Genomic DNA, 25,459 nt, shown 5'->3' with positions numbered 1-25,459 from the left:
GCGGGTGGTCGAGCAGAGGAGGTCATGGGGTCCATCATCGCCAGCACCGTCGCGGTGCCGGTATCGCGGCGACGCGACAAGGAGTTTCTTGAGCAAATCTTCATACGACCTCCATCGAACCTGTGGGGTGGGAACCCGATGCTGAAGCTACGAAACCGAGGGATGGAGACGATCATGATGGGCTGGGTCGGTGACATCGGTTGGGCGGGATGGACCGTCATGGCCGTGTGCATGCTCGCGTTCTGGACGGTGGTGATCTATCTGGTGGCCGTCATGTTCCGCGCCGACCGTACGAGCGGTCCTGCTGGCATCGAGCATGAGGGTGATCCGCTGCGGATGCTCGAAGAGCGGTTCGCCCGAGGCGACATCGACTCCGATGAGTTCGTCGCCCGGCGGCAGGTATTGACGCAGACCGGCAACCTCGCTGCGATTGCTGATCGGCGAGGGCAGGTCCGTGGGTAGATTGACCCGCCGAGCCTTCCTGATCGGCTCGATGCTGACCGGTGCCGGAGTCCTGGCGGCCTGTTCCGGGGCGGGGGCGGCGACCGGCGTGCCGGTGGCCGCCACGTCACCGGTGGTGCGTCGTCTCGAGCAGCAGCGACGTGTCCCGGGCCAGCAGGTGGTCTCGGCCCGGTTGACGCCGCGTCCGGTCGAGGTGGACCTCGGGGGACGCATCGTGTCCACCTGGGCCTATGACGATCAGGTGCCGGGACCGCTGATCCGTGCCCGAGCCGGGGATCTCCTGCGGGTGGAGGTCGACAACCAGCTACCAGCGGAGACGAGTGTGCACTGGCACGGGCTGGCGTTGAGCAACGACATGGACGGTGTTCCCGGGCTGACCCAGGACCCGATCGCCACCGCAGACCGATTCGTCTACGAGTTCACCGTCCCTCATGCGGGCACGTACTTCTATCACTCGCATTCGGGTCTGCAACTCGACCGCGGGCTCTACGGTGCGCTGATCATCGATGATCCGGCCGAGCCGGGCGACTACGACCACGAATGGATCGTGGTGCTCGACGACTGGCTCGACGGCACCGGCCGCACCCCCGACCAGGTGGCCCGCGAGCTCGGCATCGGCAGCGGAGCAGGAAACGGTGACGGCGCCGCGATGGGCACGATGGACCACGACGCCACGGATATGGACATGGGTGGGGAAACGATGCTCTCCCCGCTGCTCGGGGGCGCCGGGGACGTGCGCTATCCCCACTTCCTGCTCGGCGGGCGCGTGCCCGACGATCCGATGGTCTGGACCGCCGCACCCGGACAACGAGCACGGATCCGGTTCGTCAACGCCGCCGCCGACACCGCCTTCCGGGTCGCGTTGGGTGGACACCGGATGACGGTCACCCACACCGACGGTTTCCCGGTCGTACCGCAGGACACCGACGCAGTGCTCATCGGCATGGGTGAGCGTGTCGACGTACTCGTCACCCTCGACGACGGGGTGTTCCCGCTGTTCGCTCAGGCCGAGGGCAAGACCGGGCACGGGCAGGCCGTGGTGCGCACCGCCTCTGGCGAGCTGCCACCACAACCCCGTCCCGACGAGCTCGATCGGCGGGTACTGCTCGGCACCGACCTTGCGCCACGGGAGTACGTGCGGCTGACCGAACGTGATCACGATCTGTACCACAGCGTGGACATGGGCGGCACCATGTCGCCGTACCGCTGGACCCTCAACGGTCGCGCCCACCCCGACAGTGCACCGCTGACCGTCAACGAAGGGCAACGGGTGCGCATGCGGATGCGCAACATGTCGGACATGTTCCACCCCATGCACCTGCACGGACACACCTTCGCGCTCACCGATACCGGACTGCGCAAGGACACCGTCACCATCGGGCCCATGCGCACCGTCGAGATCGAATTCGACACCGACAACCCGGGTCAATGGGCGTTGCACTGCCACAACGCCTATCACCAGGAAGCCGGAATGATGACCACCGTGTCCTACCTGGCGTGACCTGGGTCCTGCCGACCGGCGAGGCCGAACTGGGCCATCACGATGCCTGTGCTCGTTCGAGAAAGGAACACACCCTGATGAACAAGAAGACCCTTGCTGCCGGCGTCACCGCCCTGGCGGTGGTGTTCACCGCCGCTGCCTGCAGCGACTCCGACACCGGCACCACGGCCGCGACCTCGACCTCGCCAGCTTCGGCGAGCACGCCCACCGAACAGACCGCGGCACACAACGATGCCGATGTGATGTTCGCGCAGATGATGATCCCGCACCACAGTCAGGCCATCGAGATGAGCGACATGATCTTGGCCAAGGACAACATCCCCGCCGAGGTCAGTGCCTTGGCCGAGCAGATCAAGGCCGCGCAGGGTCCGGAGATCGACCAACTCGAGTCCTGGCTCGATCAGTGGGGTGCACCCACCTCGATGCCCGACGGGGCTCACGACATGCCCGGCACGGACGAAGGCACGGGCATGGGCATGGATGGGATGAGCGACGGCATGAGCGGGATGGACGGGATGATGAGCGACGAGGACATGCAGGCACTATCGGATGCCCAGGGCACCGACGCGGCCCGCCTGTTCCTCAAGCAGATGATCACCCACCACGAAGGCGCCGTCGAGATGGCACGGACCGAGATCGCCGAGGGACAGTTCCCCGAGACGGTGGTGATGGCCCGCAGCATCGTCGAGACCCAGCAGCAGGAAATCGAGACGATGCGCCAACTGCTCGACACCCTCTAACGCACCCCGCTCACCCCCGTCGGCCGCCCCAGACAGGAGCTTTTCGATGTCGCACCCGGAACACCGACACTCCCATCCGGCGCCGGCCGGACACGATCACGGCACCTCCACACAGAGCCCGCCGCCCGACGCGGAAGATGCGCATGCCGGGCACGGCGAACACCTCGCCCACCTCGGCGGGTCCGCCGAACACACCGGGCACGGCGGCCACGACCGGCACGCCGGGCACGGCGCGCACGGGGAGATGTTCCGCCGCCGCTTCTGGGTGTCGCTGATCCTGTCGATCCCGGTCGTGGGGTTCAGCCACATGGTCGCCGAGCTGCTCGGCTATCCCATGCCGGACTTCCCCGGGGCCATGTGGATTCCGCCGGTGCTGGGCACGGTGATCTTCGCCTACGGCGGCATGCCGTTCCTCACCGGCGGCTGGGCCGAACTGCGTTCGCGCCGCCCGGGAATGATGCTGCTGATCGCGATGGCCATCAGCGTCGCCTTCGCCGCCTCGTGGATCACCACGCTCGGCCTGGGCGGCTTCGACCTGGACTTCTGGTGGGAGCTGGCGCTGCTGATCGTGATCATGCTGCTCGGGCACTGGCTCGAGATGCGTGCCCTCGGTTCGGCCTCGGGAGCGCTCGACGCGCTGGCGGCGATGCTGCCCGACACCGCCGAGAAGATCACCGACGACGGCACCGAGGAGGTGCCGCTGTCGGAGTTGACCCTCGACGACGTGGTGCTCGTGCGGGCCGGGGCCCGCGTCCCGGCCGACGGCACGGTCGTCGACGGGCGCGCAGAGGTCGACGAGTCGATGATCACCGGCGAATCGAAGACCGTTACCCGCGAGAGCGGTGACACGGTGGTCGCCGGCACCGTCGCCACCGACAGCGCCCTGCGCGTACGGATCACTGCCATCGGTGAGGACACCGCCCTGGCCGGCATCCAACGCATGGTCGCCGACGCTCAGGCCTCCTCCTCGCGGGCACAGGCGCTGGCGGACAAGGCCGCGGCGTTCTTGTTCTACTTTGCCGCCATCACCGGGCTGCTCACCTTCGTGGTGTGGGCGTTGCTCGGCAACGTCGACGAAGCGGTGGTGCGCACGGTCACCGTGCTGGTCATCGCCTGTCCCCACGCCCTGGGGTTGGCGATCCCGCTGGTGATCGCGATCTCCACCGAACGCGCCGCCAAGGCCGGGGTGCTGGTCAAGGACCGTCTCGCCCTCGAACGCATGCGCACCGTCGAGGTGGTGCTGTTCGACAAGACCGGCACCCTGACCCAGGGCCAGCACCAGGTCACCGGCGTCGCGACCGCCGATGGGATCGGCGAGTCGTATCTGCTGGCCCGCGCCGCCGCGGTCGAAGCCGACAGTGAACATCCCGTCGCGCGTGCGATCGTGGCCGCAGCGGACACCGGTGTCCCGACGGGCGAGAAGATCACCGCCACCGACTTCCGGTCGTTGCCCGGCCGTGGCGTGCGCGCGGTCGTCGACGGCACCGAGGTCACCGTCGGCGGCCCCGCGATGCTCACCGACCTGGCGTTGTCGGTACCCGAGGAGGTCACCGCCGTCACCGAACAGTGGGTGCAGCGCGGAGCGTCGGTGCTGCACATCGCCGAAGGTGATCGGGTGCTCGGTGCCGTGGCGCTCGAGGACGCGGTCCGGGAGGAGTCCCGCCAGGCGATCGACGCCCTGCACGCCCGCGGAGTCAAGGTCGCGATGATCACCGGTGATGCCCGGCAGGTCGCCGACGCCGTCGCCGCCGATCTCGGCATCGACGAGGTCTTCGCCGAGGTGTTGCCCGAGCACAAGGACGCGAAGGTCACCGAACTGCAGCAGCGCGGGCACAAGGTCGCCATGGTCGGCGACGGGGTGAACGACGCCCCGGCCCTGGCCCGCGCCGACGTGGGGGTGGCGATCGGTGCCGGTACCGATGTGGCGATCGAATCCGCCGGGGTGGTGCTGGCGGCGAACGATCCGCGGGCGGTGCTGTCGATCATCGAGCTCTCCCACGCCAGTTACCGGAAGATGTGGCAGAACCTGGTGTGGGCGACCGGCTACAACATCATCGCTGTGCCCCTGGCCGCCGGTGTGCTCGCCTTCGTCGGGGTGGCGATCTCCCCGGCGGTGGCCGCGGTGCTCATGTCGGTTTCGACCATCGTCGTTGCCCTCAACGCACAACTGTTGCGCCGCCTCGACCTCGACCCCGCCCACTTAGCCCGCACCTGACCTGCGTGGCCCTGCCCCAGAGAGAAAGTTCTTCTGCGTCCATGTGGATATCGTTCGCGCGCCCCTGCCGGGGTGTGCTCGTCGCCGCTGCCCTGACCGTGCTCGTCGGATGCTCGACCCAGCAGCCCGCTACGACACCGACCCGATCGGGGTCTGTCCCGACCGCGGAGGTGCCCGCGGTGGCATTGACCCCTGCCCTCGATCACCTGCACGGGTTACACCTCGGTGCCGACGGCACGATCCTGGCCGGCACTCACACCGGCCTGGTCACCCTCGGCGTCGACGGGCGCACCACCCGGGTCGGCACCTCCGACGACGACTTCATGGGACTGACCGGGGTGCCCGGCACCGATCGGCTCTTCGCCTCCGGACATCCCGGACCGTCGAGTTCGGCACCGAACCCGCTCGGACTGATCGACAGCATCGACGGCGGACGGACATGGACCCCGAAATCCCTGACCGGAGAGGTGGACTTCCACGCCCTGGCCACCGACGGGACGGTGCTCGTCGGCTTCGACGGAACCACCGGACTGCTGGTCTCCACCGACGCCGGCACCACGTGGAGTTCGGGAGCCCCGCTGGCCGCCGCAGCACTGGCTGTCACCGACAGCGGTGTCTGGGCGGCCACCGCCGAGGGGCTGCAGCACAGCACCGATACCGCCCGCACCTTCACCACCATTCCCGAGGCCCCCACACTGGTATTGCTCTCCGCCGCCGGTGACGGATCCCTGTGGGGTGTCGACACCGACGGTGTCGCCTGGCGCAGCCACACCGGTCGAAATTGGGAACAGAAGGCAATGGTCGGTCCGGTCGAGGCGTTGCTGGCCGTCGATGCCGACACCGCCTATGCCGCCACCGCGCACGATCTCTACACCCTCGAGTGACCCGATACTGCCGAGCGCGGTCCCACCACTCGGCGCCGCCGACCGAGGGGACCGGTACCAAGTGCACCTCGCCTCGGCATCGGTCGCGGGAGGGGCTCAGCCGGCGGTTTCGGGTTGATCGGACAATCCCAGGCGCAGGTGCTCGCTGTGGTAGACGGCCTCGTCGAGAAGTTGGGCGACGTGGTTGTCGTAGAGGCTGTAGACGATGGAACGGCCCGCTCGGGTGCCGACAACCAAGCCGAGATTGCGGAGCAGGCGAAGCTGGTGGGAGACCGCGGACTGCTCCATTCCGACGGCCTCGGCCAGTTCGGTGACCGGGCGCGGGCCGTGGCGCAGTTCGGTGAGGATCAACAATCGGCTCGGCGTCGCCAAGGCCTGCAAGGTGGTGGCGACATGGGCGGCGGACTCGGCGTCCAGCCGGGCGGCCGGGCGGTCGCGGCCCTCGATTCCGTGTCCCATGACCGCGGAGCCTACCCCGAAATCAATACATGAAGACCTCTTCATTTGTTCTGTTATCGTGGTTCGCATCTGTTGTCTGTCGCCCTGGAGGTGACCTGTGGTCGCACCGACCGCCACATCCACCCATCCGCATCCGACGCCCCCGTCGACAGCGGTACGCCGTACGACCCTGTTCGAACTCACCGAGGTCCGCTGGGCCGGCGCAGCCCTCGTCCTGTTCCTCCTCGGTCTGATCGCCCAGTTCGCCGGTGCGCCGACCTGGACATGGTGGGCGCTGTATCTGGCCTGCTACGCCGCCGGCGGCTGGGAACCCGGCGCGGCCGGGATCCGGGCGCTGCGGGACAAGACCTTGGATGTGGATCTGCTGATGGTCCTCGCCGCGATCGGCGCGGCGGCCATCGGGCAGATCACCGACGGCGCACTGCTGATCGTCATCTTCGCTACCTCCGGCGCGTTGGAAGCATGGGCGACCGCCCGCACCGAGGACTCGGTGCGCGGACTACTGGAGCTCGCCCCGGAGACCGCCACCCGCCTCGATGCCGACGGCCGGGAACACTCGGTTGCCGCGGCCGAACTCGAGGTCGACGACCTGGTGCTGGTGCGCCCCGGGGAGCGGATCCCGGCCGATGCGACGGTCATCGGCGGGGGCAGCGAGGTCGATCAGGCCAGCATCACCGGCGAGCCCCTGCCGGTGGACAAGACCGCCGGGGACGAGGTGTTCGCCGGGACCGTCAACGGCACCGGTGTCCTGCGGTTGCGGGTGGTTCGCCGGGCCGCCGATTCGGTGATCGCCCGCATCGCCACTTTGGTCGAGGAGGCCGGCCGCACCAAGGCCACCACGCAGTTGTTCATCGAGAAGATCGAGCAGCGCTACTCGGTGGGCATGGTCGCGGTGACCCTCGCGGTGTTCACCATCCCACTGCTGTTCGGCGAACCGCTCGAACGTGCACTGGTGCGGGCGATGACATTCATGATCGTCGCGTCCCCGTGTGCGGTGGTGCTGGCAACGATGCCACCGCTGCTGGCTGCCATCGCCAACGCCGGCCGCCACGGGGTGCTGGTCAAATCCGCCGTGGTGATGGAACAGCTCGGCACCGCCACCCGCCTCGCATTCGACAAGACCGGCACCCTGACCCACGGCACCCCCGAACTCGTCCGGATCGAGGCGGTGGACCCGCGAGTCGACCCCGACGAAGTGCTGCGGTGGGCGGCCGCTGCCGAACACCCCAGCGAGCATCCGCTCGCCGCGGCGATCATGCGCGCCGCACATACCCGCACCCTGACCTGGCCGGCAGCACAGCAATTCACCGCACTGCCGGGCCGCGGGGTCTCCGCCCTGATCGACGACCACATCGTCACTGTCGGCGCCCCGGCCGCGCTGCTCGAACGACACAGCACCCACACCCCCGCCGTTACCGTGGTCGAGGACTTCCAGAACCAGGGTTACACCGCGGTGGTCGTCACCCGCGACGATCATCCCGTCGGGGTGCTGGGCCTGACCGACACACTGCGCCCGCAGGCAGCGATCGCCGTGGCCGCCACTCGGGCGCTCATCGGCACCGCCCCACGCTGCTGACCGGCGACAATCCGGTCGTCGCCGCACGGCTCGCCGCCGAGGTCGGCATCAGCGAGGTACAGGCCGGGCTGCTGCCCGACGACAAGGTCGCCGCCGTACGCGCGCTGCAGGCCGACGGAGAAAAAGTTGTCGTCGTCGGCGACGGCATCAACGACGCCCCCGCGCTGGCCGCTGCGCATGTCGGTATCGCCATGGGCGGCGCCGGATCGGACCTGACCTTGCAGACCGCCGACGCGGTCGTCGTCCGCGACGACCTCACCACCATCCCCACGGTGATCCACCTGGCACGGCGGGCCCGACGCGTGGTCATCGCCAACCTCGCCATCGCCGCCTCGGTCATCGCGGCCCTGGTGACCTGGGACCTGGTCGGCACCCTGCCGTTGCCGCTGGCGGTGGCCGGCCATGAAGGCTCCACCATCCTCGTCGGCCTCAACGGACTGCGGCTGCTGCGAGAGACCGCATGGCGCCGTGCTGTCCGCACAGGCTGACACGGTCCCGCGGCACACGTGTGACCTCGCCACCGGTGGTGATCTGGCCGAATCCACCTTCGGCGCTCACCCAACCCGGCCGTGCGGGACAGCACGGTCGAACCCGAACGCCGCGGAACGATCAGCCCTTCGCTGCGTCGGCGCTCGCACAGTTCATTACGGGCGAAGCGTTTCCGCAGGGCGTGACTGCCGGACTGTGGTCACCCCACCTCTACTGCAAATGCCGATACAGCGTCGTACGACCAACCCCAAGAATCTCCGCGATCTCGACCTGACTCATTCCGTTGTCGCGCATCAACTTCGCCTGCTTGATCTTCTTCGCCGTCATCTTCGGCGGCCGGCCCCCGACCCGGCCCCGAGCTCGGGCCGCTGCAAGTCCGGCCGAGGTGCGTTCACGGATGAGGTTGCGCTCGAACTCGGCGAGCGCACCGAAGATCGAGAAGATCAGCTTGCCGCCGGCCGTGGTGGTGTCGATCGACTCGGTCACCGACCGGAACCCGATGCCCCGTTCCTCGAGATCGGTGACCACCTGAAGCAGATGCGGCAGGGAGCGGCCGAGCCGATCGAGCCGCCACACCACCAGGGTGTCGCCAGCCCGCAGGTGCGAGAACAGGTCGTCGAGTTGCGGCCGGGCGGTCGTGGCACCGCTGGCGGTCTCGGTCCAGATCCGCGAACACCCCGCCGCCCTCAGCGCGTCGCTCTGCAGATCGAGGGTCTGATCGGTCGTCGAGACCCTCGCATAGCCCAAAAGTTCGCTCACAAGCTCGCAGTGTTCCATAACTCGCCGACAAGGCTGGTTTTGAACCAGAGGTTTTAGACATGGGTTTCGGAACAGTTTGTGGCTTCGTTCGCTTGGTGGCGGGGTTTTTGCAGCGCTCCGTGGCGGTCTTGTTGCCGCGATCGCACAGGACTGGCTGCAGGTAGGTGTCGCGGTCTGAACCGAGAGGGGTGCGCCCGGTCGGGGCCGTTTGGATCGCTGCCGCTACGTCAGAGTCCGAAGGCTCCGCCGCTGACGAGGATCACGATGCCGAGGCCGATGAGAACGATGGGGAAGAGGATGTGCTCCCAGCGTTCGAGCACTTCGGCGATCGGGGGGCGGGTGGCGACGAACTTTGCCAGGGCCACCAGGACCGCGACGAGCGCGAGGAAGACGATGCAGTAGGCGACTACTGCGAGAGGTTCCACGCTGAGGAAGACAGGGGTGTAGACGCCGATGTTGTCGCCGCCGTTGGCAAGGGTGACGCCTGCGACTGTCCACACGCCGACCTTCTTGCCGGCAACCTTGGCCTCGTCGTCATCGTCGTCATCGTCTCCGCGCCAGGCCTGCCATGCGGCCCAGAGGCCGAGGCCCAGAGGGATGAGACCGAAGTACGGGATGGCTGCCGAGGGCAGGAATGCTCCGGCACCGATGGTCACCAGGACCGCGGCACCGAGGATGCCGGCGAATCCGAGGTACTGGCCGGCCAGAATGCGGGCGGTAGTGCCGCGCTGGCCTGCCCCTCGCGCGAAGAAGAGGGAGAGCACGATGATGTCGTCGATGTTGGTCGCTGCGAACAGGCCCATCGCCTGCAAGACCGAGGTGAGGATCATGCGCCCTCCCCAGCTGCGTCGCATCCGGGAAGCGAGCAGGCGGGATCGATGCACGGGGCGTCTTCGTCCACTGCCAGGGTGGCATCGACCAGTGCCGTCAGCGCCTGCGCCAGGTGCGAATCGGCGATCTCATATCGTGTCCGACGACCCTCGGGCTCGGAGACGACGATCCCGCAATCGCGCAGGCATGCCAGGTGGTTGGACACGTTCGGGCGTGTCAGGTCCAGATCTCGGGCCAGTTCCGCCGGGTAAGCGGGATGGTCGAGCAGGGTCAAGATGATCCGGGATCGAGTGGGGTCGGCCAGTGCACGACCCAGGCGGTTCATCACGTCGAGACGCGAAGCAATAGTCAGCATGAACTGAACTATACAGCGCGTACTGAACACTCGTTCACAGGCGTCAGCCCAGATCGCATGCCCGTAAGGGGAACCCTCACCGGACACCACCGCTACTTATCGAGAGGAACGACGGCACGCCTGGCGGGCTGTCCCGTAAGACCCGTCCGGTGAACTGTCCGGTGAAGGGAGGCTATATGACACACTGGGGAGCATGTCCCCCTTGAAGGTCGGCTATGCCCGAGTCTCCACCGACGAGCAGGACCTGACCGCGCAGCGTGACGGACTCGCGGCGTTCGGCGTCGATCCCAAGCGCATCTACGTCGATCACGGGCTCACGGGCCGCAACGCCGACCGTGAGGGCCTGCAGCAGGCGCTGGCAGCGTGTCGGGACGGCGATACATTCGTGGTCACCAAGCTCGATCGGCTGGCGCGTTCGGTCCGTGATGCCCACCAGATCGCCGACGACCTCGCGGCGCGGGAAGTGAAGCTGAGCATCGCCGGATCGGTGTACGACCCGACCGACCCGATGGGGAAACTGTTGTTCAACGTGCTGGCGATGGTCGCCGAATTCGAAGCCGACCTCATCCGTGCCCGCACCCGCGAGGGGATGAAGGTCGCCAAGGCCAAGGGCCGGCTGCGCGGGAAGTCACCGAAACTCACCCCCCGGCAAGAAGCTCACCTCGTCCAGCTACATGCCGCCGACGAGCACACTGTGGGCGAGCTGGCCGAGCTGTTCAGCGTGGGCCGCTCGACGGTCTACCGCGCCCTTCAGCGCGCCGAGCGCGGGCGCGAGAACGCCTTGCAGTAGGTGCGTCGTGGACGCTCGAGCGCGGTGGCGAATCCTCAGGCTCCACGTCGAGGACCAGGTGCCCCTCGCGCGCTTAGCTCGCGAGACCGATGTTGGGCTGCGGACCCTGGAGCGCTGGCACGCCCGCTACCGCGCCGACGGCTACGCCGGACTGGAGACAGCCTCGCGGGCGGACACCGGCTCCCGCCGCCTTCCGCCCGACCTCGTCCACCTGATCGAGGGCCTGGCACTGAGCAAGCCGCGGCCGGCCATCGCCACCATCCACCGCAAAGTCACCGGCATCTGCGCCGCCCGGAGATGGCCGGTCCCCTCCTACTCGGTGGTGTGGGACATCGTGCGGACCCTGGATCCCGGCATGGTCACCCTCGCCCTGGAGGGCGCAGCGTCCTACCGCGACAAGCACGAGCTGGTGCTACGCCGGCAAGCAGAGCTGCCCAACGCGATGTGGCAATCCGATCACACCATGCTCGACATCCTGGTGGTGGGCACCGACGGCAAGCCCGCACGGCCATGGCTGACAACGATCCTCGACGACTGCTCCCGGGCGGTCTGCGGCTACACAGTCTTCCTGGGCGCACCGTCGGCGATGAACACCGCCCTGGCGCTGCGCCAAGCGATCTGGCACAAGACCGACCCGGCCTGGCCGATGTGCGGCCTGCCCGACGTGCTCTACGTCGACCACGGCAGCGACTTCACCAGTGACCAGCTCGCCCACACCGCCGTCGACCTCCACATCCGACTGATCCACTCCACCGTCGCCCGACCCCAGGGACGGGGCAAGATCGAGCGGTTCTTCGGCACCATCAACACCGAGCTACTCGCCACCCTGCCCGGACACATCACCGAAGGGCACCCCTGGCCGACACCGAAACTGTCCCTGGCCGCCCTCGATAGCGCCCTGGAGGCGTTCGTGGCCACCTACAACGACCGCACGCACAGCGAGCTCGGAACCTCCCCGCGCAGCGCGTGGATCGCCGATGGCTGGCTGCCCCGAATGCCCGAGAGCCTGGAAGACCTCGACAGACTGCTGTTGACCGTCGCCAAGACCCGCGTCGTGCGCCGCGATGGCATCCGCTTCCAGGGCCTGCGCTACGTCTCGCCAACTCTGGCCGGCTACGTCGGACGCTCGGTCGTGATCCGCTACGACCCCCGCGACATCACCGAGATCCGCGTCTTCGATCACGACGAATTCGTCTGCAAGGCCGTCAACCAAGAGCACCACGACCAGAAGGTCAGCCTCAAGGAGATCCAGGCCGCGCGCAACGCCCGCCGCCGGGCGCTGCGAGCCGGCATCAACGAACGCATCGCCCTCGTGGCCGCACCTACCGAGACGCCACGGATCACCGAAGCACCGGCTCCGGCGCCGAGGTCCGCGTTGAAGATCTACAAGGAGGACCTCAGGTGAGCCAGCGCTTCATCGTCACCAAGGAGCACCGCCGCTTCACCGAGTTCGCCGACGCCGTGCGCCGCGGGCACACCATCGGTTTGTGCTTCGGATCAGCCGGCGTAGGAAAGACACTCTCCGCGCGCCGCTACGCACACGACGAGAAGGCTCATGACCTGCTGACCTACTGGGGGCCGCGCTCCGACAACGACGCCAAGATCTACGCCGCCTTGAACCGGAGCCGCACCGTGCTCTACACCCCCAGCGTGCTGACCACCCCGCGGACCCTGAAGGACGAGCTGACCCAAGCCATCACCCGCACCAACATGTGCATCGAGCAGCACCTCGTACCTCCCGGCACGGCCACTCCCGAGGCCTGGGGATGGCGACACGGCAGGAACTACGTGGAGCTGATCATCGTCGACGAGGCCGAACGACTGCGTCCCGCCGCTCTGGAACTGCTGCGCGATCGCTACGACCGCGACGACATCGCCCTGATCCTGATCGGCATGCCCGGCCTGGAGAAGCCGTTCAGCCACTACCCCCAGTTCTACAGCCGAGTCGGCTTCGCCCACCAGTACCGGCCCCTGGGACAAGACGAACTGCTGTTCGTCCTCGAGCGACACTGGCGATCCCTCGGCAAGACCCTCGACCCCGACGACTTCACCGACGCCCAAGCCATCGCAGCCATCGCACGGATCACCCGCGGCAACTTCCGGCTCCTCGAACGCCTCTTCCCCCAGATCCAGCGGGTCCTGAAGATCAACGAACTCGACACCATCACCAACGACGTCATCGAAGCCGCACAGAGCACCCTGGTCATCGGTGTCACCTGACCCCGCCACGAAGCGACCGAAGAACCCCGCCATTCAGCAGACGAAGTCACAACAGTTGTCGCGCCTAGTCGGTCGATTCGGTCGCGGACGTTTCATATACGTTCGTTTTCGGAACAAGATCAATTTTGCGGACCGATCCTCAAACAGCACACCCCGACACGGTCCGGCACTCGATCGCGTCCTGCGGAAGACGGCCGTCCGACCGTCCTGCTTAACCGTCCTGCATGTCGGTCTCGAATAGCTGACCCAAACAGCACTTTCGTCGCCTCATGGATGGAATCCTGATCGGCTATTCCCGATGCAGCACCGCGGGCCAAGATCTGCGAGCGCAACGCACAGCCCTCAAAGGCCGGAGTCCGCGACGACCGGATCTATACGGACAAGGGCGCTCTATACGGACAAGGGCTACGCGGGAGACAAGCGACATCGGCCCGGTCTGTGCGAAGCGCTCGCCGTCTGCCGCAGTCGTCAGCGCGGCAAACGCCGCCACATCGCCCGCGGCAGCAGGCGCATCCCGAAGAACACCGGGCGCAGCACCGCCGGCACCCACACCTCCCCGCGCCCGCGGTGCAGCGCCTGCACCGTCGCGCCGGCGACCTGCGGTGGGGTGCTCGACAACGGTGCAGGGCTCATGCCCTCCGTCATCCGGCCGATCACGAAACCGGGGCGCACCAGCAGCAACGACACCCCGCTGCCGTGCAAGGCATCCGCCAGGCCGGACGCGAAACCGTCGAGGCCGGCCTTCGCCGACCCGTACACATAGTTGGCGCGGCGCACCCGCCACCCGGCCACGGAGGAGAACACCACCAGCCGCCCCGAGCCCTGCGCGCGCAGCCGCTGGGCCAGGTCGGTGAGCAGCGCGACCTGCGCGAGATAGTCGGTGTGCACGATCGACACCGCATGGGCCGCATCGGTTTCCGCGTGGGCCTGGTCGCCGAGGATGCCGAAGGCCAGCACCGCCACATCGATCGGCCCGAAGGCGGCGATCCGGTCGAGCACCGCGGTGTGTGTGTCGAGGGCGTCGGCGTCGAACTCGACCGGGTGCACCGCCGTCGCGCCTGCTACCCGCACGGCGGCGCACTCGTCGGCCAGGTCGTCGGCGCGACGGGCGGCGAGGATCACGGTGCGGCCCGGCGCGAGTCGGGTGGCGACCTCGACGCCGATCTCGCTGCGTCCCCCGAAGATGACGACGGTTCCCTGCGCGGTGTGGTTCATGCGGCCAGTGTCCCGGGTCGAGCTCCGGGATGCAGTGGCGGGGTTCTACTCTCTGCGGGATGGACAGTGACCGCACCCCGAGCATCGACGTCTCCCTCGCCGACAAGCTGCTCGCCCTGCTCGACGAGCGGTGAACCCGGCCGGGTGTCAGCCCGGCAGCACCGTCAATCCGTGCGGGCGCAGGTTCATCGACTCGCAGCCGTCCTCGGTGACGACGACGATGTCCTCGATCCGCGCACCCCACTCACCGCGGAAGTAGATGCCCGGTTCGATGCTGAACGCCATGCCGGGCTGCAGGATGTCGTCGTTGCCGGAGACGATGTACGGCTCCTCGTGCACCGACAGGCCGATTCCGTGCCCGGTGCGGTGCACGAACGCCTCCCCGTAGCCGGCGGCGGCAAGCAGGTTGCGGGCGGCGGCGTCGACGTCCTCGGCGCGCACGCCGGGCCGCACCGCATCCACTGCGGTCTGTTGTGCCTTCTCGAGCACCGCAATCTTCGTCGCGATCTCCGGGTCCGGTTCGCCGATGCTGTAGGTGCGGGTCGAATCCGAGTAGTAGCCAGGTTCGACGGGACCACCGATGTCGACGACGACGATGTCGCCGGATTCGATGACCCGCTCGGACACCTCGTGGTGCGGGTCGGCGCCGTGCGGGCCGGAACCGACGATGACGAACGCCGCCGCGGTGTGTCCCTCTTCGAGGATCGCGGCGGTGATGTCCGCGGCCACCTCGGCTTCGGTGCGTCCCGCGCGCAACCATTCACCCATGCGGGCGTGCACCCGGTCGATGGCGGCACCAGCGCGGCGCAACGCCTCGACCTCGTCGGTGTCCTTGACCATCCGCAGCTGCCGGATCACCGACGTCGCAAGCGCCGGGGCCTTGCCGAACCGGGCGGTCAGCGGCACCAGGTGCAGCGCCGGCATCGCCTCGGCCACCGCGAACGCCCCCGCCGTCGCGACGAGTTCGCGCACGAGCGCGTAAGGATCCTGACCGTCCACCCAGTCCCGCACCGGCAGACCGAGCTCACCGATCGCGGAGTCGTTCAGCGACGCCAACTCCAGCCGCGGCACCACCACGGTGGCGCCGGAGCCGTCGGTGGGGATCACCAGGCAGGTCAGACGCTCGAACGACTCGGCGCGCGAACCGGTGAGATACCGCAGGTCCGGTCCGGGGGTGATGAGCAGCGCGTCGAAGCCGGCGACGGCACCGAGTTCGGCGGCGCGGGCCAGGCGGGCCGCGTAACGGTCGGCGGGGAATCGGGGGGCGGCAGTGGTCATGTCTTCGAGCCTAGTGGCCGCGGCCGGATGGCAGGATGTGGTCCGTGACCGCACCGGAGAACCCCACGCTGATGTTGCTCGACGGCGCGAGCCTGTGGTTCCGCGCCTTCCACGCCATCCCGGAGAAGGTCACCGCCCCCGACGGCAGCCCGGTCAACGCGGTGCGCGGCTTCGTGGACATGGTGGCCTCGCTGATCCGCACCCACCGCCCCACCCGACTGGTGGTGTGCCTGGATCTGGACTGGCGGCCGGCCTTCCGTGTCGCGGCGATCCCCAGTTACAAGGCGCACCGGGTCGCCACCGGGTCGGACGGCACCGTCGAGGAGGTCCCACCCGCGCTGCTGCCGCAGGTGCCGGTGATCCTCGACGTGCTCGCCGCCGCCGGCATCGCCACCGGCGGGGCGGCCGGTTTCGAGGCCGACGACGTGCTCGGCACCCTCGCCGCCCGCGAGACCATCGACCGGGTGATCGTGGTCAGCGGCGACCGCGACCTGCTGCAGGTCGTCGCCGACAGTCCGGTGCCGGTGCGGGTGCTCTACGCCGGGCGCGGATTGACCAAGGCCGAGTTGTTCGATCCGGCGTTGGTCGCCGAACGCTACGGGGTGCCCGGCGAGCGGGCCGGCGCCGCCTACGCCGAACTCGCGGTGCTGCGCGGCGACCCGTCGGACGGACTCCCCGGCGTCAAGGGGGTCGGGGAAAAGACCGCCGCGTCGTTGCTGCAGCAGTACGGCTCTCTCGACGCGGTGCGCGCGGCCGCGGTCGACGAGTCGTCGTCGATGGCGAAGGGCATGCGGGTCAAACTCGCCGCTGCGGCGGACTATCTGGATGCGGCGCTGCCGGTGGTGCGGGTCGCCACCGACGCGGACGTGGACCTGTCCCGCTCGGACGTGTTGCCGGCGGCACCGGCCGCTCCGGAGCAGCTCACCGCGCTGGCGCAGCGGTGGGGTCTGGAACGGCCGGTGTCCGCGCTGGTCGCGGCCCTGGCCGACCGATGACCGCTTCCGGTCAGTTGGGGCGGCCGACCTCGTAGGTGCCGTTGTCGTCGGTGACGGTGACGGTCACCTCCCGGAACTGGCCGTCCACGGTGACCGCGCAGGTGAAGCTGTGGCCGGCCTCGACCTTCTGATCGCTCGGGCACTGCACGTCGCCGACCTGCCCGGCCCCGTAGGACTCGGTGAGCACCTTCGCGATGCCCGCCTGGGTGGATTCGGTGTCGAGGACTTTCCCGCCGAACATCGTCGTGGCGAGGATCCCGACGATGGCGAGCACCACGACGAGCCCGGCGCCGCCGAGGATCCACGGCAGCTTCGACTTGCCGTTCTGCTGAGGCGCGCCGCCGGGCTGCTGCCAGGTGTTCGCGGGCGCTCCCCAGGGATGCGCCCCGGCGGGCTGCTGCCCACCCCACCCGGGGACGGGCTGCGTCGGTTGCTGGCCGGGCGCGCCCCACGGCTGCTGTGCGCCCGGTTGCTGACCCCAGCCCGGTGCCTGTCCTGGTGCCTGCTGACCGGGTGCCGGCTGCCCCCAGCCGGGGGCGGGCGGCTGTGGGGCCGGACCCCAGCCCTGTTGCGGCGCACCGGTCGGCGCACCCCACGGATTCTGATGCCCGGCACCGGGCTGCGCGGGAGTCTGCTGCCCGGCGGGCGGCGCCCACCCGGGCTGCGGAGCGTTCCCGCCCGCACCGGTGTCGGGTTGCCACGGCGACTGCCCGGCGGTCGACTGTCCCCAGCCGGTGCCGCTGCCCTGCCCCCACTGCTGCTGGCCGGCGGGCGGCGCCCACGGTGATCCGGGCTGCTCACCGCCCCCGGAGGTCGGGTTGGGTGCCCATGGATCCGTCGATTCCGGCGGCTTCTGCCCCGGCGAGTCCTGCGGTTCGTTCGGCCCGGTCATCGTCGTCTCCACTCACCCTTCCCGTTGTGTGCCCATACGGTAGCGTCCACCCGCCGCGCGGGCATCCACGCCTACCGGGCGTCCCGGACACCCCGCAGGGGCCGGGTCATTCGGCGGTGGGATCGACGGCGACGACCCCGCGACGCACCGCCCCGACCGCCTTGCCGGCGGTGCGGGCGAGTTCCGGATCGTCCGCGCAGGTGCGGATCTGGTCGAGCAGATCGATCAGCTGCCGGCACCACCGCACGAAATCTCCGGGTGAAAGTTCCTTGCCGGCGGCCTCCGCAGCGACGAGCGCCTCGGTCAGCGACGCGGTCGACGCCCAGGTGTAGGCGGCGGTGACGAAACCCAGATCCGGTTCGCGGGTCGGGGGCAGCCGGTGCCGGATCTCGTCGGCCCGCAAGCCGTCGCAGATCCGGGTGGTCTCGGCCAGCGCGTGCCGGATCGAGCCGGTCGGCCCGACGACGGTGACCGGTTCGTCGGTGCGCGACTCGTAGATCACCGCCGAGGCGACCGCCGCGAGTTCGGCGGCGGACAGTCCCGCCCAGGCACGGCGACGCACGCATTCGGCGACCAGCAGATCCGATTCGGTGTAGATGCGGGCGAGCCGCTCCCCCGCCTCGGTGGTCGCCGGATCGTCACCCTCGGTGAGATAGCCGCGTTCGGTGAGCAGCGCGACGATCCGCTCGAAGGTGCGCGCCAGCGAATCCGTCGCCGCGGCGGCCTTGCGGCGCTGCTGCTGGGTTTCGCGCAGCAACCGGTGGTAGCGCTCCCCGGCACGCGCCAGCGAGTCCAGATCGGGGTGCTTGCGGGCCGGATGGTGCTTGAGTTCGCGGCGCAACGCGTCGATCTCGCGGGTGTCGCCCTTGGACGTGCTGCGCTTGGGACGGCGCGGCGGCACGAGGCCCTTCGACCGCAACGCCGACGCGATGTCGCGGCGCCCACGGCCGGTGCGGTGATCGACGTGCCGCGGCAGCCGCAGCGTGCCCAGCACCGTCGCCGGGGTCGGGAAGTCCCCGGCGGAGAGGCGACCGGACCACGCGTCGGCGGTGACGACCTGCGGCCGCGGATCGCCGGCGTCGGTGTCCGGCAGCACCACCACGGCCAGGCCGGTGTGTTTACCGGCGGGCACGGCGATGATGTCACCGCGCCGCAGGGTCACCAGCGACGCCACCGCCGCGGCCCGGCGATCCTGCTTGCCGCGCCGCTCGTGGGCGCGTTCGGCGTCGGTCAGCTCGGCGCGCAACCGCAGATAGTCGAGGATCTCGCTGCCCTCACCGCCGAGCTGGTCGCGCAGCTGTGCGAGGGTGGCCTCGTTGCGGTCGATGCCGCGTTTGAGACCGACCACCGACTTGTCGGCCTGGAACTGGGCGAAAGACATCTCCAGCAGCGCCCGCGACCGCTCCACCCCGACGGCGTCGATGAGGTTGACCGCCATGTTGTAGGACGGGCGGAACGAGCTGCGCAGCGGGAAGGTGCGGGTGGAGGCGAGCCCGGCGACCGCCGCCGGTTCGATGCCCGGCTGCCACAGCACCACCGCGTGGCCCTCGACGTCGATGCCGCGCCGCCCGGCCCGGCCGGTCAGCTGCGTGTACTCGCCGGGGGTCAGCTCGGCGTGGGTGTCGCCGTTGAACTTGACGAGCTTTTCGAGCACCACGGTGCGGGCCGGCATGTTGATGCCCAGCGCGAGGGTCTCGGTGGCGAACACCGCCCGCACCAGCCCCCGCACGAACAGTTCTTCGACGGTGTGCCGGAAAGCCGGCAACATCCCGGCGTGGTGGGCGGCGATGCCGCGTTCGAGGGCGGTGCGCCACGACGCGTAGCCGAGGACCTCGAGGTCGCCGCGCGGCAGATCCCGGGTGTGCTCGTCGACGATCCGGCGGATCTCGGCGGCTTCGGTCTCGTCGGTCAGGTGCAGACCCGAGCGCAGGCACTGCTGCACCGCGGCGTCGCAACCGGCGCGGCTGAACACGAAGGTAATCGCCGGCAACAGACCGTCGCGGTCGAGACGGACGATGACCTCCGGGCGCGGCGGCGGCCGGAAGCGGGGGCCGCGTTCACCCCAGCGGTCCATCCCGGACAGACTCTGCCGTTGCCGCACCGCCGACGCCAGCTCCGGGTTGACGACGATGTCGCGGCGCCGCCGGGTCGGGGCGGTGTCGGTGTCGGCGCGGCGGTCGAACAGGTCGTAGATACGGGAGCCGAGCATCATGTGCTGGTGCAGCGGGATGGGCCGCACCTCGTCGACGACGACGGTGGTGTCGCCGCGCACCGTGGTCATCCAGTCGCCGAACTCCTCGGCGTTCGACACGGTCGCCGACAGCGACGCCAGCCGCACGTCCTCGGGCAGGTGCAGGATCACCTCTTCCCACACGGCGCCGCGGAACCGGTCGGCGAGGAAGTGCACTTCGTCCATCACCACGTGGGTGAGCCCGATCAGGGCGGTGGACGACGCGTAGATCATGTTGCGCAGCACCTCGGTGGTCATCACCACCACCGGCGCATCGGAGTTGATGGACTGGTCGCCGGTGAGCAGACCCACCGAGTCCCGGCCGTGCCGGGCACACAGATCGGCGTACTTCTGGTTGCTCAGCGCCTTGATCGGGGTGGTGTAGAAGCACTTGGAACCGCCCTGCAGCGCCAGATACACCGCGAACTCGCCGACGACGGTCTTGCCGGCGCCGGTGGGGGCGCACACCAGCACCGAATGCCCACCCTCGAGGGCGCGGCACGCCTCGATCTGGAACGGATCGAGCGGGAACCCGAGGCCGGTGGCGAACTCCGCGAGCTGCGGGGTGGGGACGAGCGGCGCGGTGCCGGTCTCGTCGTTACCGGCAGGGCCGGGAGTGGGGTCGCCGGTCACAGGGTGTCGGAGTAGTCGGTGCGGGCCGGATCGGTCCGTACGGTGTCGGTGGGCGCCGTCGGCGCTGCCGGCTCCACCGGGCTCGGGGCCGGGATCGTCGAACCCTCGTCGTCGTCGAGATCGGCCCAGCCCTCGGCGCGGGCCTTGCGGGCGCGGCGCCGGTCGGTCAGCCGGGCGATCTGGATGGCGAACTCCACGAGCAGCGTGAGCGCCAACGCCAGGGCGAGCATGGAGAACGGATCCTGGCCGGGGGTGGCGATGGCGGCGAAGACGAACACCGCCATGATCAGCCCGCGCCGCCACGCCTTGAGCTTGGCGTAGGGCAGCACCCCGACGCCGTTGAGCGCGACGATCACCAGCGGGATCTCGAAGGACACCCCGAAGATCACCAGCAGGTTGATGAGGAACCCGAAGTATTCGGCGCCCGAAAGGGCGGTGACCTGCACGTCGTTGCCGACGGACAGCAGGAACGACAACGCGTGGGAGATCACCAGATAGGCCAGTACCGCGCCGGTGACGAACAGCGCCGCCCCGCAGGTGACGAAGCCGATCGCGTAGCGGCGTTCCTTGCGGTACAGGCCGGGGGTGACGAACGCCCACAGCTGGTACAGCCAGATCGGGCACGCCATGACGATGCCGGCGGTCGCGGCGACCTTCAGGCGCAGCATGAACTGCTCGAACGGTCCGGTGGCGAGCAGTCGGCACGAGCCGTCGTTGCTCAGGTCGGCGCGGGCCGAGGCGGGTAGGTCGCAGTAGGGGCCGCGCAGGATCTCCCCGAGGCTGTCGAGGCCGAACAGGCTGCGGCTGTACCAGACGAAGCCGAGGATGGTGGTGAGCACGATCGCAGCGAGAGCGATCAGCAGACGCGTGCGCAATTCGTACAGGTGCTCGACCAGCGACATGGTGCCGTCGGGATTGGTCTTGCGCCGGCTTCGGCGCGGATCGAACGGGATGCGCACGGTGCGGTTCTCAGCTCCTGTCGAGACCACCGGCGTGCGGGCGTGCCGGGGTCAGCGGAACGCCGGGACACCCGTGGTGGGCGCCCCGGCAGGATGAACGTCGGTCAGGCAGACCGCGGTTCGGTGTGCGTGTTCGGCGCGGCGGGATCGGCTGTCGGCTGCGCGGCCGGCAACGGATTCGGCGCCGGCTGCGGCGTGGACGCCCGGGCGTCGTCGTTCTGCATCTCCTTGACCTCGCTCTTGAAGATCCGGAGCGAACGACCGAGACCGCGCGCGGCGTCGGGCAGCTTCTTCGAACCGAAGAGAATCACGACCACCAGCGCCACGATGGCCCAGTGCCAGGGGCTCATTGCACCCATTTACAACAACCTCCACTGATCGGCTCCGATCGATGCTACCGGACCTCGAGCACACACCGAGGCTTCGCGCCGGTGTATCCACCCACAATTCGCGGAGGGTTCACACAGATGTTTCACAACGCGACCGTCACGGTGTCGGACCCGCACCGCGGGTCGCGTTCTCCCCGTCGAGCTCGGCATAGGCCGCCAGCGCCGCCTCGGCCCGCGCCCGCACCGCCGCCCGCAACTCCGGTGGGTCGAGCACCTGCACCCCGGCGCCGAGACCGACGAGCAGCCGCGCCATCCACCCCGGCGACGCGTACCGCATCGACGCCTCGCACCTGCCGTCGGAAAGCACCTGCACGTCGGTGAGCGGGTAGTAGTCGAGCAGCCAGGTATACGACGGGGCGATGCGCAACCGCGCGGCGGGCAGCGACGGGTCGCCCTCGAACAGTTCGAGGTGCTCGTCGTCGGTGATCGCCCGGTGTGGCGGTCGCGTCGGCTCGTCGAGCACGGTGGCGGCGTCGATGCGGTCGAAGCGGAACAGCCGCACTCCTTCGGCGCTGCGGCACCACGCCTGCAGGTAGGCGTGTTCGTCGATGATGACGATGCGGATCGGGTCGACGTCGCGTTCGGAGACGGTGTCGCGGGAAGCCGAATAGTAGGTCAGGTGCACGGCGCGCCCGTCGCGCACCGCGGCCCGCACCTGTCCGGCGGCGTCGGAGTCCCCGGCTGCCTCCGGATCAGGCTCGGCAGTCGCCGCGGTGGCGGTGTCGGTGGTGGCGGTGTCGGCGGGCAGCGCGGCGGTCCCGGCGGCCACCTCGATCTTCGCGATCGCCGACTGCGCCGCGGACGGGTCGACGACGCCGGGCATCTCCTGCAGCGACCGCAGCGCCACGAGCAGCGCGGTGGCCTCGGTGGAGGTCAGCCGCAGGGGTCGTTCGATGCCCGCGGTGAAGGTCACCACGATGCTGTCCTCGGAGAACGACAGGTCGATCAGATCACCGGGTCCGTAGCCGGGCAGGCCGCACACCCACAGCTGGTTCAGATCGTCCATCACCTGCTTGGGCGTGACCCCGAGATCGCGGGCAGCCTCGGCCGCGCTGATCCCCGGGTGCGCCAGGAAGTAGGGCACGAGATTGAGCAGTCGTCCCAGTCGCGCCGACAGTCGTGTGCTCATCGCTCCTCCTCCCCCGCATCCGTGACCGCCTGTTCGAGGATGCGGTGCACCTCGGCCCGCAACTCCGGTGGGTCGAGCACCAACGCGTCCGCGCCCTGCCCGGCGACGATCCGGGCGATCCATTCCCACGAGCGCACCGGCACCTCGAGTTCCACCCCGTCGCGGTCTCCGATCCGCCGTGCCGCGCCGGTCCGTCCGAGCCGGCGTAGCTCCCACGCGCGTCCGTCCGCCACCCACAGGCGTGCCGATCCGCTGACCTCCGCCGGGGAGGTCGCGGCGAGCACCCGCCCCCGCAGATCCACGCCCCCCGGGATCTGCACCGCCCCCTCTGGGCCGATCGCGGTGATCTCGTCGCCGATGCGCGAGAGCCGGAAGGTGCGCACGGCGTCGCGATCGCGGTCGTGGCCGACGAGATACCAGCGGCCGTGCACGGTGACCACACCCCACGGTTCGACGGTGCGCGTCGACCACGGCTCGGTGGGGGAACTGCGGTGGGTGAACCGCACCGCGCGGCGCGCGTCGATCGCGGCGAGCAACGCCGTCAACGCGGGTTCGGAACCGCGGGCGCGCGGCGGCAGCGGCGCGACGACCTCCCCGCCGTCGGAGTCGACACGGATCCCGGCGGCGCGCAGCTTGAGCACCGCGCCCTGCGCGGCGGCGGTCAGCTCCGGCGATTCCCACAGCGCGGCGGCGACAGCCACGGCGGCGGTCTCCTCGCGGGTGAGGTCGATCTCGGGCAGTTCGTAGGCGTCGCGGTTGATGCGGTAGCCCTCCACCGTCGACGACCGGGACGGCCGGCCCGTCTCGAGGGGCACCCCGAGATCGCGCAGTTCGTTCTTGTCCCGCTCGAACATGCGGCTGAACGCCTCGTCGCTCGCGCATTCGGAGTAGCCGGCCACCGAGGCCCGGATCTTCTCCGCGGTCACGAACTGTCGGGTGGACAGCAGCGCGATGACCAGGTTCACCAGCCGTTCGACTTTCGAGATCGCCACGCGCCAACCCTAGTGCCCGCGCGCCGCCGGCACCGCATCACCGTCCATCGGAGCGGACCGTACGGTCCGCTCCGATGGACGGCGGTACTCACATGGAGGCGATGAGCCGTTCGACGCGTTCGTCCACGGACCGGAACGGGTCCTTGCACAACACGGTGCGCTGCGCCTGGTCGTTGAGCTTCAGATGCACCCAGTCGACGGTGAAATCGCGGCCCGCGGCCTGCGCGGCGGCGATGAAATCACCGCGCAGCTTCGCGCGGGTGGTCTGCGGCGGGGTGTTCACCGCGGCGTCGACGGACTCGTCGTCGGTCACCCGCGCCGCCAGTCCCTTGCGTTGCAGCAGGTCGAACACACCGCGTCCGCGTTTGATGTCGTGATAGGCCAGGTCGAGCTGGGCGATCTTCGGGTCGGACAGCTCCATGTTGTAGCGGTCCTGGTAGCGCTGGAACAGCTTGCGCTTGATCACCCAGTCGATCTCGGTGTCGACCTTCGCGAAGTCCTGCGATTCGACGGCGTCGAGGACGCGGCCCCACAGGTCCACCACCTGCGCGACGTGCGGGTCGGGTTCGCGCTGGTGCAGATATTCCACCGCCCGCGCGTGGTATTCGCGCTGGATGTCCAGGGCGCTGGCCTGCCGGCCGCCGGCCAGGCGCACCGGGCGCCGGCCCGTCAGGTCGTGGGAGACCTCGCGGATGGCGCGGATCGGGTTGTCGAGCGCGAAGTCCCGGAACGGCACCCCGGCCTCGATCATCTCGAGCACCAGCGCCGCCGACCCCACCTTGAGCATGGTGGTGGTCTCGGACATGTTCGAGTCCCCGACGATCACGTGCAGGCGCCGGTACTTCTCGGCGTCGGCGTGCGGCTCGTCGCGGGTGTTGATGATCGGCCGCGACCGGGTGGTCGCCGACGAGACGCCCTCCCAGATGTGCTCGGCGCGTTGCGACAGGCAGAAGGTGGCGGCTTTGGGGGTCTGCAGCACCTTCCCGGCGCCGCAGATCAGCTGGCGGGTCACCAGGAAGGGCAGCAGCACATCGGAGATGCGGGAGAACTCGCCGACGCGGGCGACGAGATAGTTCTCGTGGCAGCCGTAGGAGTTGCCCGCAGAGTCGGTGTTGTTCTTGAACAGGAAGATGTCGCCGCCGATGCCTTCCTCGGCCAGACGCTGCTCGGCGTCGATGAGCAGTTCCTCGAGGACCCGCTCACCGGCATGGTCGTGCTCGACGAGCTGGAGCAGGTCGTCGCACTCGGCGGTGGCGTACTCGGGGTGCGAGCCGACATCGAGATACAGTCGCGCCCCGTTCCGCAGGAAGACGTTCGAACTGCGCCCCCAGGACACCACCCGGCGGAACAGATAGCGGGCCACCTCGTCGGGGCTCAACCGACGATGCCCGTGGAAGGTACACGTGACGCCGAACTCCGTCTCGATACCCATGATTCGTCGCTGCACACTTCGACAGTACCGCGCG

The 25,459-nt window shown here is 69.2% G+C and carries 22 protein-coding genes and 1 pseudogene; 10 read left to right on the top strand and 13 right to left on the bottom strand.

The features are described from left to right. Positions 1 to 24 precede the first annotated feature (24 nt). The 5 genes from A5767_RS05010 (at position 25) to A5767_RS04990 (ending at position 5,802) form a co-directional block, all read left to right on the top strand. Positions 25 to 462 carry an SHOCT domain-containing protein gene (locus tag A5767_RS05010; protein WP_231913121.1) on the top strand — a complete coding sequence of 146 codons (438 nt, stop codon included), beginning with the start codon at positions 25 to 27 and terminating at the stop codon, positions 460 to 462. Continuing rightward, positions 455 to 1,963, top strand: a complete 1,509-nt coding sequence (locus A5767_RS05005) for a multicopper oxidase family protein (RefSeq protein ID WP_064851818.1) — start codon at positions 455 to 457, stop codon at positions 1,961 to 1,963. The genes A5767_RS05010 and A5767_RS05005 overlap by 8 nt, the downstream gene beginning before the upstream one ends. Positions 1,964 to 2,040: 77 nt before the next feature. Continuing rightward, positions 2,041 to 2,703, top strand: coding sequence for a DUF305 domain-containing protein (locus tag A5767_RS05000; RefSeq protein WP_064851837.1), 663 nt, complete (start codon positions 2,041 to 2,043; stop codon positions 2,701 to 2,703). A gap of 46 nt (positions 2,704 to 2,749) precedes the next feature. Next, positions 2,750 to 4,918, top strand: coding sequence for a heavy metal translocating P-type ATPase (locus A5767_RS04995; RefSeq protein ID WP_082937604.1), 2,169 nt, complete (start codon positions 2,750 to 2,752; stop codon positions 4,916 to 4,918). A gap of 41 nt (positions 4,919 to 4,959) precedes the next feature. Beyond that, positions 4,960 to 5,802 (top strand): F510_1955 family glycosylhydrolase, encoded by an 843-nt coding sequence (locus tag A5767_RS04990; RefSeq protein ID WP_006554866.1) that lies wholly within the window; start codon positions 4,960 to 4,962, stop codon positions 5,800 to 5,802. A 96-nt stretch (positions 5,803 to 5,898) separates the two neighbouring features. On the opposite strand, the gene A5767_RS04985 is transcribed toward A5767_RS04990, so the two are convergent. Beyond that, entirely contained in the window at positions 5,899 to 6,261 is a 363-nt protein-coding gene (locus tag A5767_RS04985) for an ArsR/SmtB family transcription factor (RefSeq protein ID WP_006554865.1), read from the bottom strand. A gap of 97 nt (positions 6,262 to 6,358) precedes the next feature. Between A5767_RS04985 and A5767_RS04980 the strand changes: the two are divergent. Beyond that, positions 6,359 to 8,325: pseudogene (locus tag A5767_RS04980) on the top strand (heavy metal translocating P-type ATPase). A 211-nt stretch (positions 8,326 to 8,536) separates the two neighbouring features. Here A5767_RS04980 and A5767_RS04975 read toward each other — a convergent pair. The 3 genes from A5767_RS04975 to cmtR form a co-directional block, all read right to left on the bottom strand. Continuing rightward, the gene (locus A5767_RS04975; protein WP_065996229.1) at positions 8,537 to 9,085 is read right to left on the bottom strand and encodes a recombinase family protein; all 549 of its coding nucleotides are present in this window, start codon (positions 9,083 to 9,085) and stop codon (positions 8,537 to 8,539) included. A 227-nt stretch (positions 9,086 to 9,312) separates the two neighbouring features. After that, positions 9,313 to 9,915, bottom strand: coding sequence for a cadmium resistance transporter (locus A5767_RS04970; protein ID WP_016997609.1), 603 nt, complete (start codon positions 9,913 to 9,915; stop codon positions 9,313 to 9,315). Continuing rightward, a complete protein-coding gene (cmtR, locus tag A5767_RS04965; RefSeq protein ID WP_006590980.1) occupies positions 9,912 to 10,271 on the bottom strand; it encodes a Cd(II)/Pb(II)-sensing metalloregulatory transcriptional regulator CmtR in 360 nt (119 codons plus the stop codon). The genes A5767_RS04970 and cmtR overlap by 4 nt, the downstream gene beginning before the upstream one ends. Positions 10,272 to 10,473: 202 nt before the next feature. Between cmtR and A5767_RS04960 the strand changes: the two genes are divergently transcribed. The 3 genes from A5767_RS04960 to A5767_RS04950 are packed head-to-tail and all read left to right on the top strand — an operon-like array spanning position 10,474 to position 13,281. Beyond that, positions 10,474 to 11,061: a recombinase family protein gene (locus A5767_RS04960; protein ID WP_432679578.1), complete on the top strand. Its 588-nt coding sequence runs from the start codon at positions 10,474 to 10,476 to the stop codon at positions 11,059 to 11,061. 7 nt (positions 11,062 to 11,068) lie between these two features. Continuing rightward, positions 11,069 to 12,466 (top strand): Mu transposase C-terminal domain-containing protein, encoded by a 1,398-nt coding sequence (locus A5767_RS04955; RefSeq protein ID WP_082937603.1) that lies wholly within the window; start codon positions 11,069 to 11,071, stop codon positions 12,464 to 12,466. After that, positions 12,463 to 13,281 carry an AAA family ATPase gene (locus A5767_RS04950; RefSeq protein ID WP_064851817.1) on the top strand — a complete coding sequence of 273 codons (819 nt, stop codon included), beginning with the start codon at positions 12,463 to 12,465 and terminating at the stop codon, positions 13,279 to 13,281. Before A5767_RS04955 ends, A5767_RS04950 begins: the two co-directional genes overlap by 4 nt. A gap of 468 nt (positions 13,282 to 13,749) precedes the next feature. On the opposite strand, the gene A5767_RS04945 is transcribed toward A5767_RS04950, so the two are convergent. Continuing rightward, positions 13,750 to 14,496 (bottom strand): SDR family NAD(P)-dependent oxidoreductase, encoded by a 747-nt coding sequence (locus A5767_RS04945; RefSeq protein ID WP_006552186.1) that lies wholly within the window; start codon positions 14,494 to 14,496, stop codon positions 13,750 to 13,752. A 147-nt stretch (positions 14,497 to 14,643) separates the two neighbouring features. Then, entirely contained in the window at positions 14,644 to 15,774 is a 1,131-nt protein-coding gene (locus A5767_RS04940) for a M24 family metallopeptidase (RefSeq protein WP_064851816.1), read from the bottom strand. 35 nt (positions 15,775 to 15,809) lie between these two features. On the opposite strand from A5767_RS04940, the gene A5767_RS04935 reads away from it, so the two are divergent. After that, positions 15,810 to 16,769 carry a 5'-3' exonuclease gene (locus A5767_RS04935; RefSeq protein ID WP_064851815.1) on the top strand — a complete coding sequence of 320 codons (960 nt, stop codon included), beginning with the start codon at positions 15,810 to 15,812 and terminating at the stop codon, positions 16,767 to 16,769. A 10-nt stretch (positions 16,770 to 16,779) separates the two neighbouring features. Here A5767_RS04935 and A5767_RS23645 read toward each other — a convergent pair whose 3' ends face one another. From A5767_RS23645 to pafA, 7 genes are all read right to left on the bottom strand, one after another. Beyond that, the gene (locus tag A5767_RS23645; protein WP_064851835.1) at positions 16,780 to 17,661 is read right to left on the bottom strand and encodes a DUF4333 domain-containing protein; all 882 of its coding nucleotides are present in this window, start codon (positions 17,659 to 17,661) and stop codon (positions 16,780 to 16,782) included. A gap of 106 nt (positions 17,662 to 17,767) precedes the next feature. Continuing rightward, complete coding sequence (locus tag A5767_RS04925) at positions 17,768 to 20,524, bottom strand: DEAD/DEAH box helicase (RefSeq protein WP_064851814.1); 2,757 nt, start codon at positions 20,522 to 20,524, stop codon at positions 17,768 to 17,770. Beyond that, on the bottom strand, positions 20,521 to 21,483 hold the full coding sequence (gene tatC / locus A5767_RS04920; RefSeq protein WP_019289529.1) for a twin-arginine translocase subunit TatC: 963 nt from the start codon (positions 21,481 to 21,483) through the stop codon (positions 20,521 to 20,523). The genes A5767_RS04925 and tatC overlap by 4 nt, the downstream gene beginning before the upstream one ends. 104 nt (positions 21,484 to 21,587) lie before the next feature. Continuing rightward, positions 21,588 to 21,842: a Sec-independent protein translocase subunit TatA gene (gene tatA / locus A5767_RS04915; RefSeq protein WP_033098352.1), complete on the bottom strand. Its 255-nt coding sequence runs from the start codon at positions 21,840 to 21,842 to the stop codon at positions 21,588 to 21,590. A 127-nt stretch (positions 21,843 to 21,969) separates the two neighbouring features. Next, on the bottom strand, positions 21,970 to 23,001 hold the full coding sequence (locus A5767_RS04910) for a helix-turn-helix transcriptional regulator (RefSeq protein ID WP_064851813.1): 1,032 nt from the start codon (positions 22,999 to 23,001) through the stop codon (positions 21,970 to 21,972). Next, positions 22,998 to 23,993: a helix-turn-helix transcriptional regulator gene (locus A5767_RS04905; protein ID WP_064062096.1), complete on the bottom strand. Its 996-nt coding sequence runs from the start codon at positions 23,991 to 23,993 to the stop codon at positions 22,998 to 23,000. The genes A5767_RS04910 and A5767_RS04905 overlap by 4 nt, the downstream gene beginning before the upstream one ends. Positions 23,994 to 24,081: 88 nt before the next feature. Continuing rightward, positions 24,082 to 25,440 carry a Pup--protein ligase gene (gene pafA / locus A5767_RS04900; RefSeq protein WP_006552177.1) on the bottom strand — a complete coding sequence of 453 codons (1,359 nt, stop codon included), beginning with the start codon at positions 25,438 to 25,440 and terminating at the stop codon, positions 24,082 to 24,084. Between the last annotated feature and the right edge of the window lie 19 nt (positions 25,441 to 25,459).

Origin of the sequence: Rhodococcus sp. 852002-51564_SCH6189132-a (assembly GCF_001665495.1) — a bacterium.
GTDB lineage: Bacteria > Actinomycetota > Actinomycetes > Mycobacteriales > Mycobacteriaceae > Rhodococcus > Rhodococcus pyridinivorans.
This window is presented reverse-complemented; position numbering and strand designations above follow the sequence as displayed.

Excerpts from the sequence above, each read along its gene's own strand:
- A5767_RS05010 (WP_231913121.1), top strand. The coding sequence starts at position 25 with ATGGGGTCCATCATCGCCAGCACCGTCGCGGTGCCGGTATCGCGGCGA.
- A5767_RS05000 (WP_064851837.1), top strand. The coding sequence starts at position 2,041 with ATGAACAAGAAGACCCTTGCTGCCGGCGTCACCGCCCTGGCGGTGGTG.
- A5767_RS04995 (WP_082937604.1), top strand. The coding sequence starts at position 2,750 with ATGTCGCACCCGGAACACCGACACTCCCATCCGGCGCCGGCCGGACAC.
- A5767_RS04990 (WP_006554866.1), top strand. The coding sequence starts at position 4,960 with ATGTGGATATCGTTCGCGCGCCCCTGCCGGGGTGTGCTCGTCGCCGCT.
- A5767_RS04985 (WP_006554865.1), bottom strand. The coding sequence starts at position 6,261 with ATGGGACACGGAATCGAGGGCCGCGACCGCCCGGCCGCCCGGCTGGAC.
- A5767_RS04970 (WP_016997609.1), bottom strand. The coding sequence starts at position 9,915 with ATGATCCTCACCTCGGTCTTGCAGGCGATGGGCCTGTTCGCAGCGACC.
- cmtR (WP_006590980.1), bottom strand. The coding sequence starts at position 10,271 with ATGCTGACTATTGCTTCGCGTCTCGACGTGATGAACCGCCTGGGTCGT.
- A5767_RS04945 (WP_006552186.1), bottom strand. The coding sequence starts at position 14,496 with ATGAACCACACCGCGCAGGGAACCGTCGTCATCTTCGGGGGACGCAGC.
- A5767_RS04940 (WP_064851816.1), bottom strand. The coding sequence starts at position 15,774 with ATGACCACTGCCGCCCCCCGATTCCCCGCCGACCGTTACGCGGCCCGC.
- A5767_RS04935 (WP_064851815.1), top strand. The coding sequence starts at position 15,810 with ATGTGGTCCGTGACCGCACCGGAGAACCCCACGCTGATGTTGCTCGAC.
- A5767_RS23645 (WP_064851835.1), bottom strand. The coding sequence starts at position 17,661 with ATGACCGGGCCGAACGAACCGCAGGACTCGCCGGGGCAGAAGCCGCCG.
- tatA (WP_033098352.1), bottom strand. The coding sequence starts at position 21,842 with ATGGGTGCAATGAGCCCCTGGCACTGGGCCATCGTGGCGCTGGTGGTC.
- A5767_RS04910 (WP_064851813.1), bottom strand. The coding sequence starts at position 23,001 with ATGAGCACACGACTGTCGGCGCGACTGGGACGACTGCTCAATCTCGTG.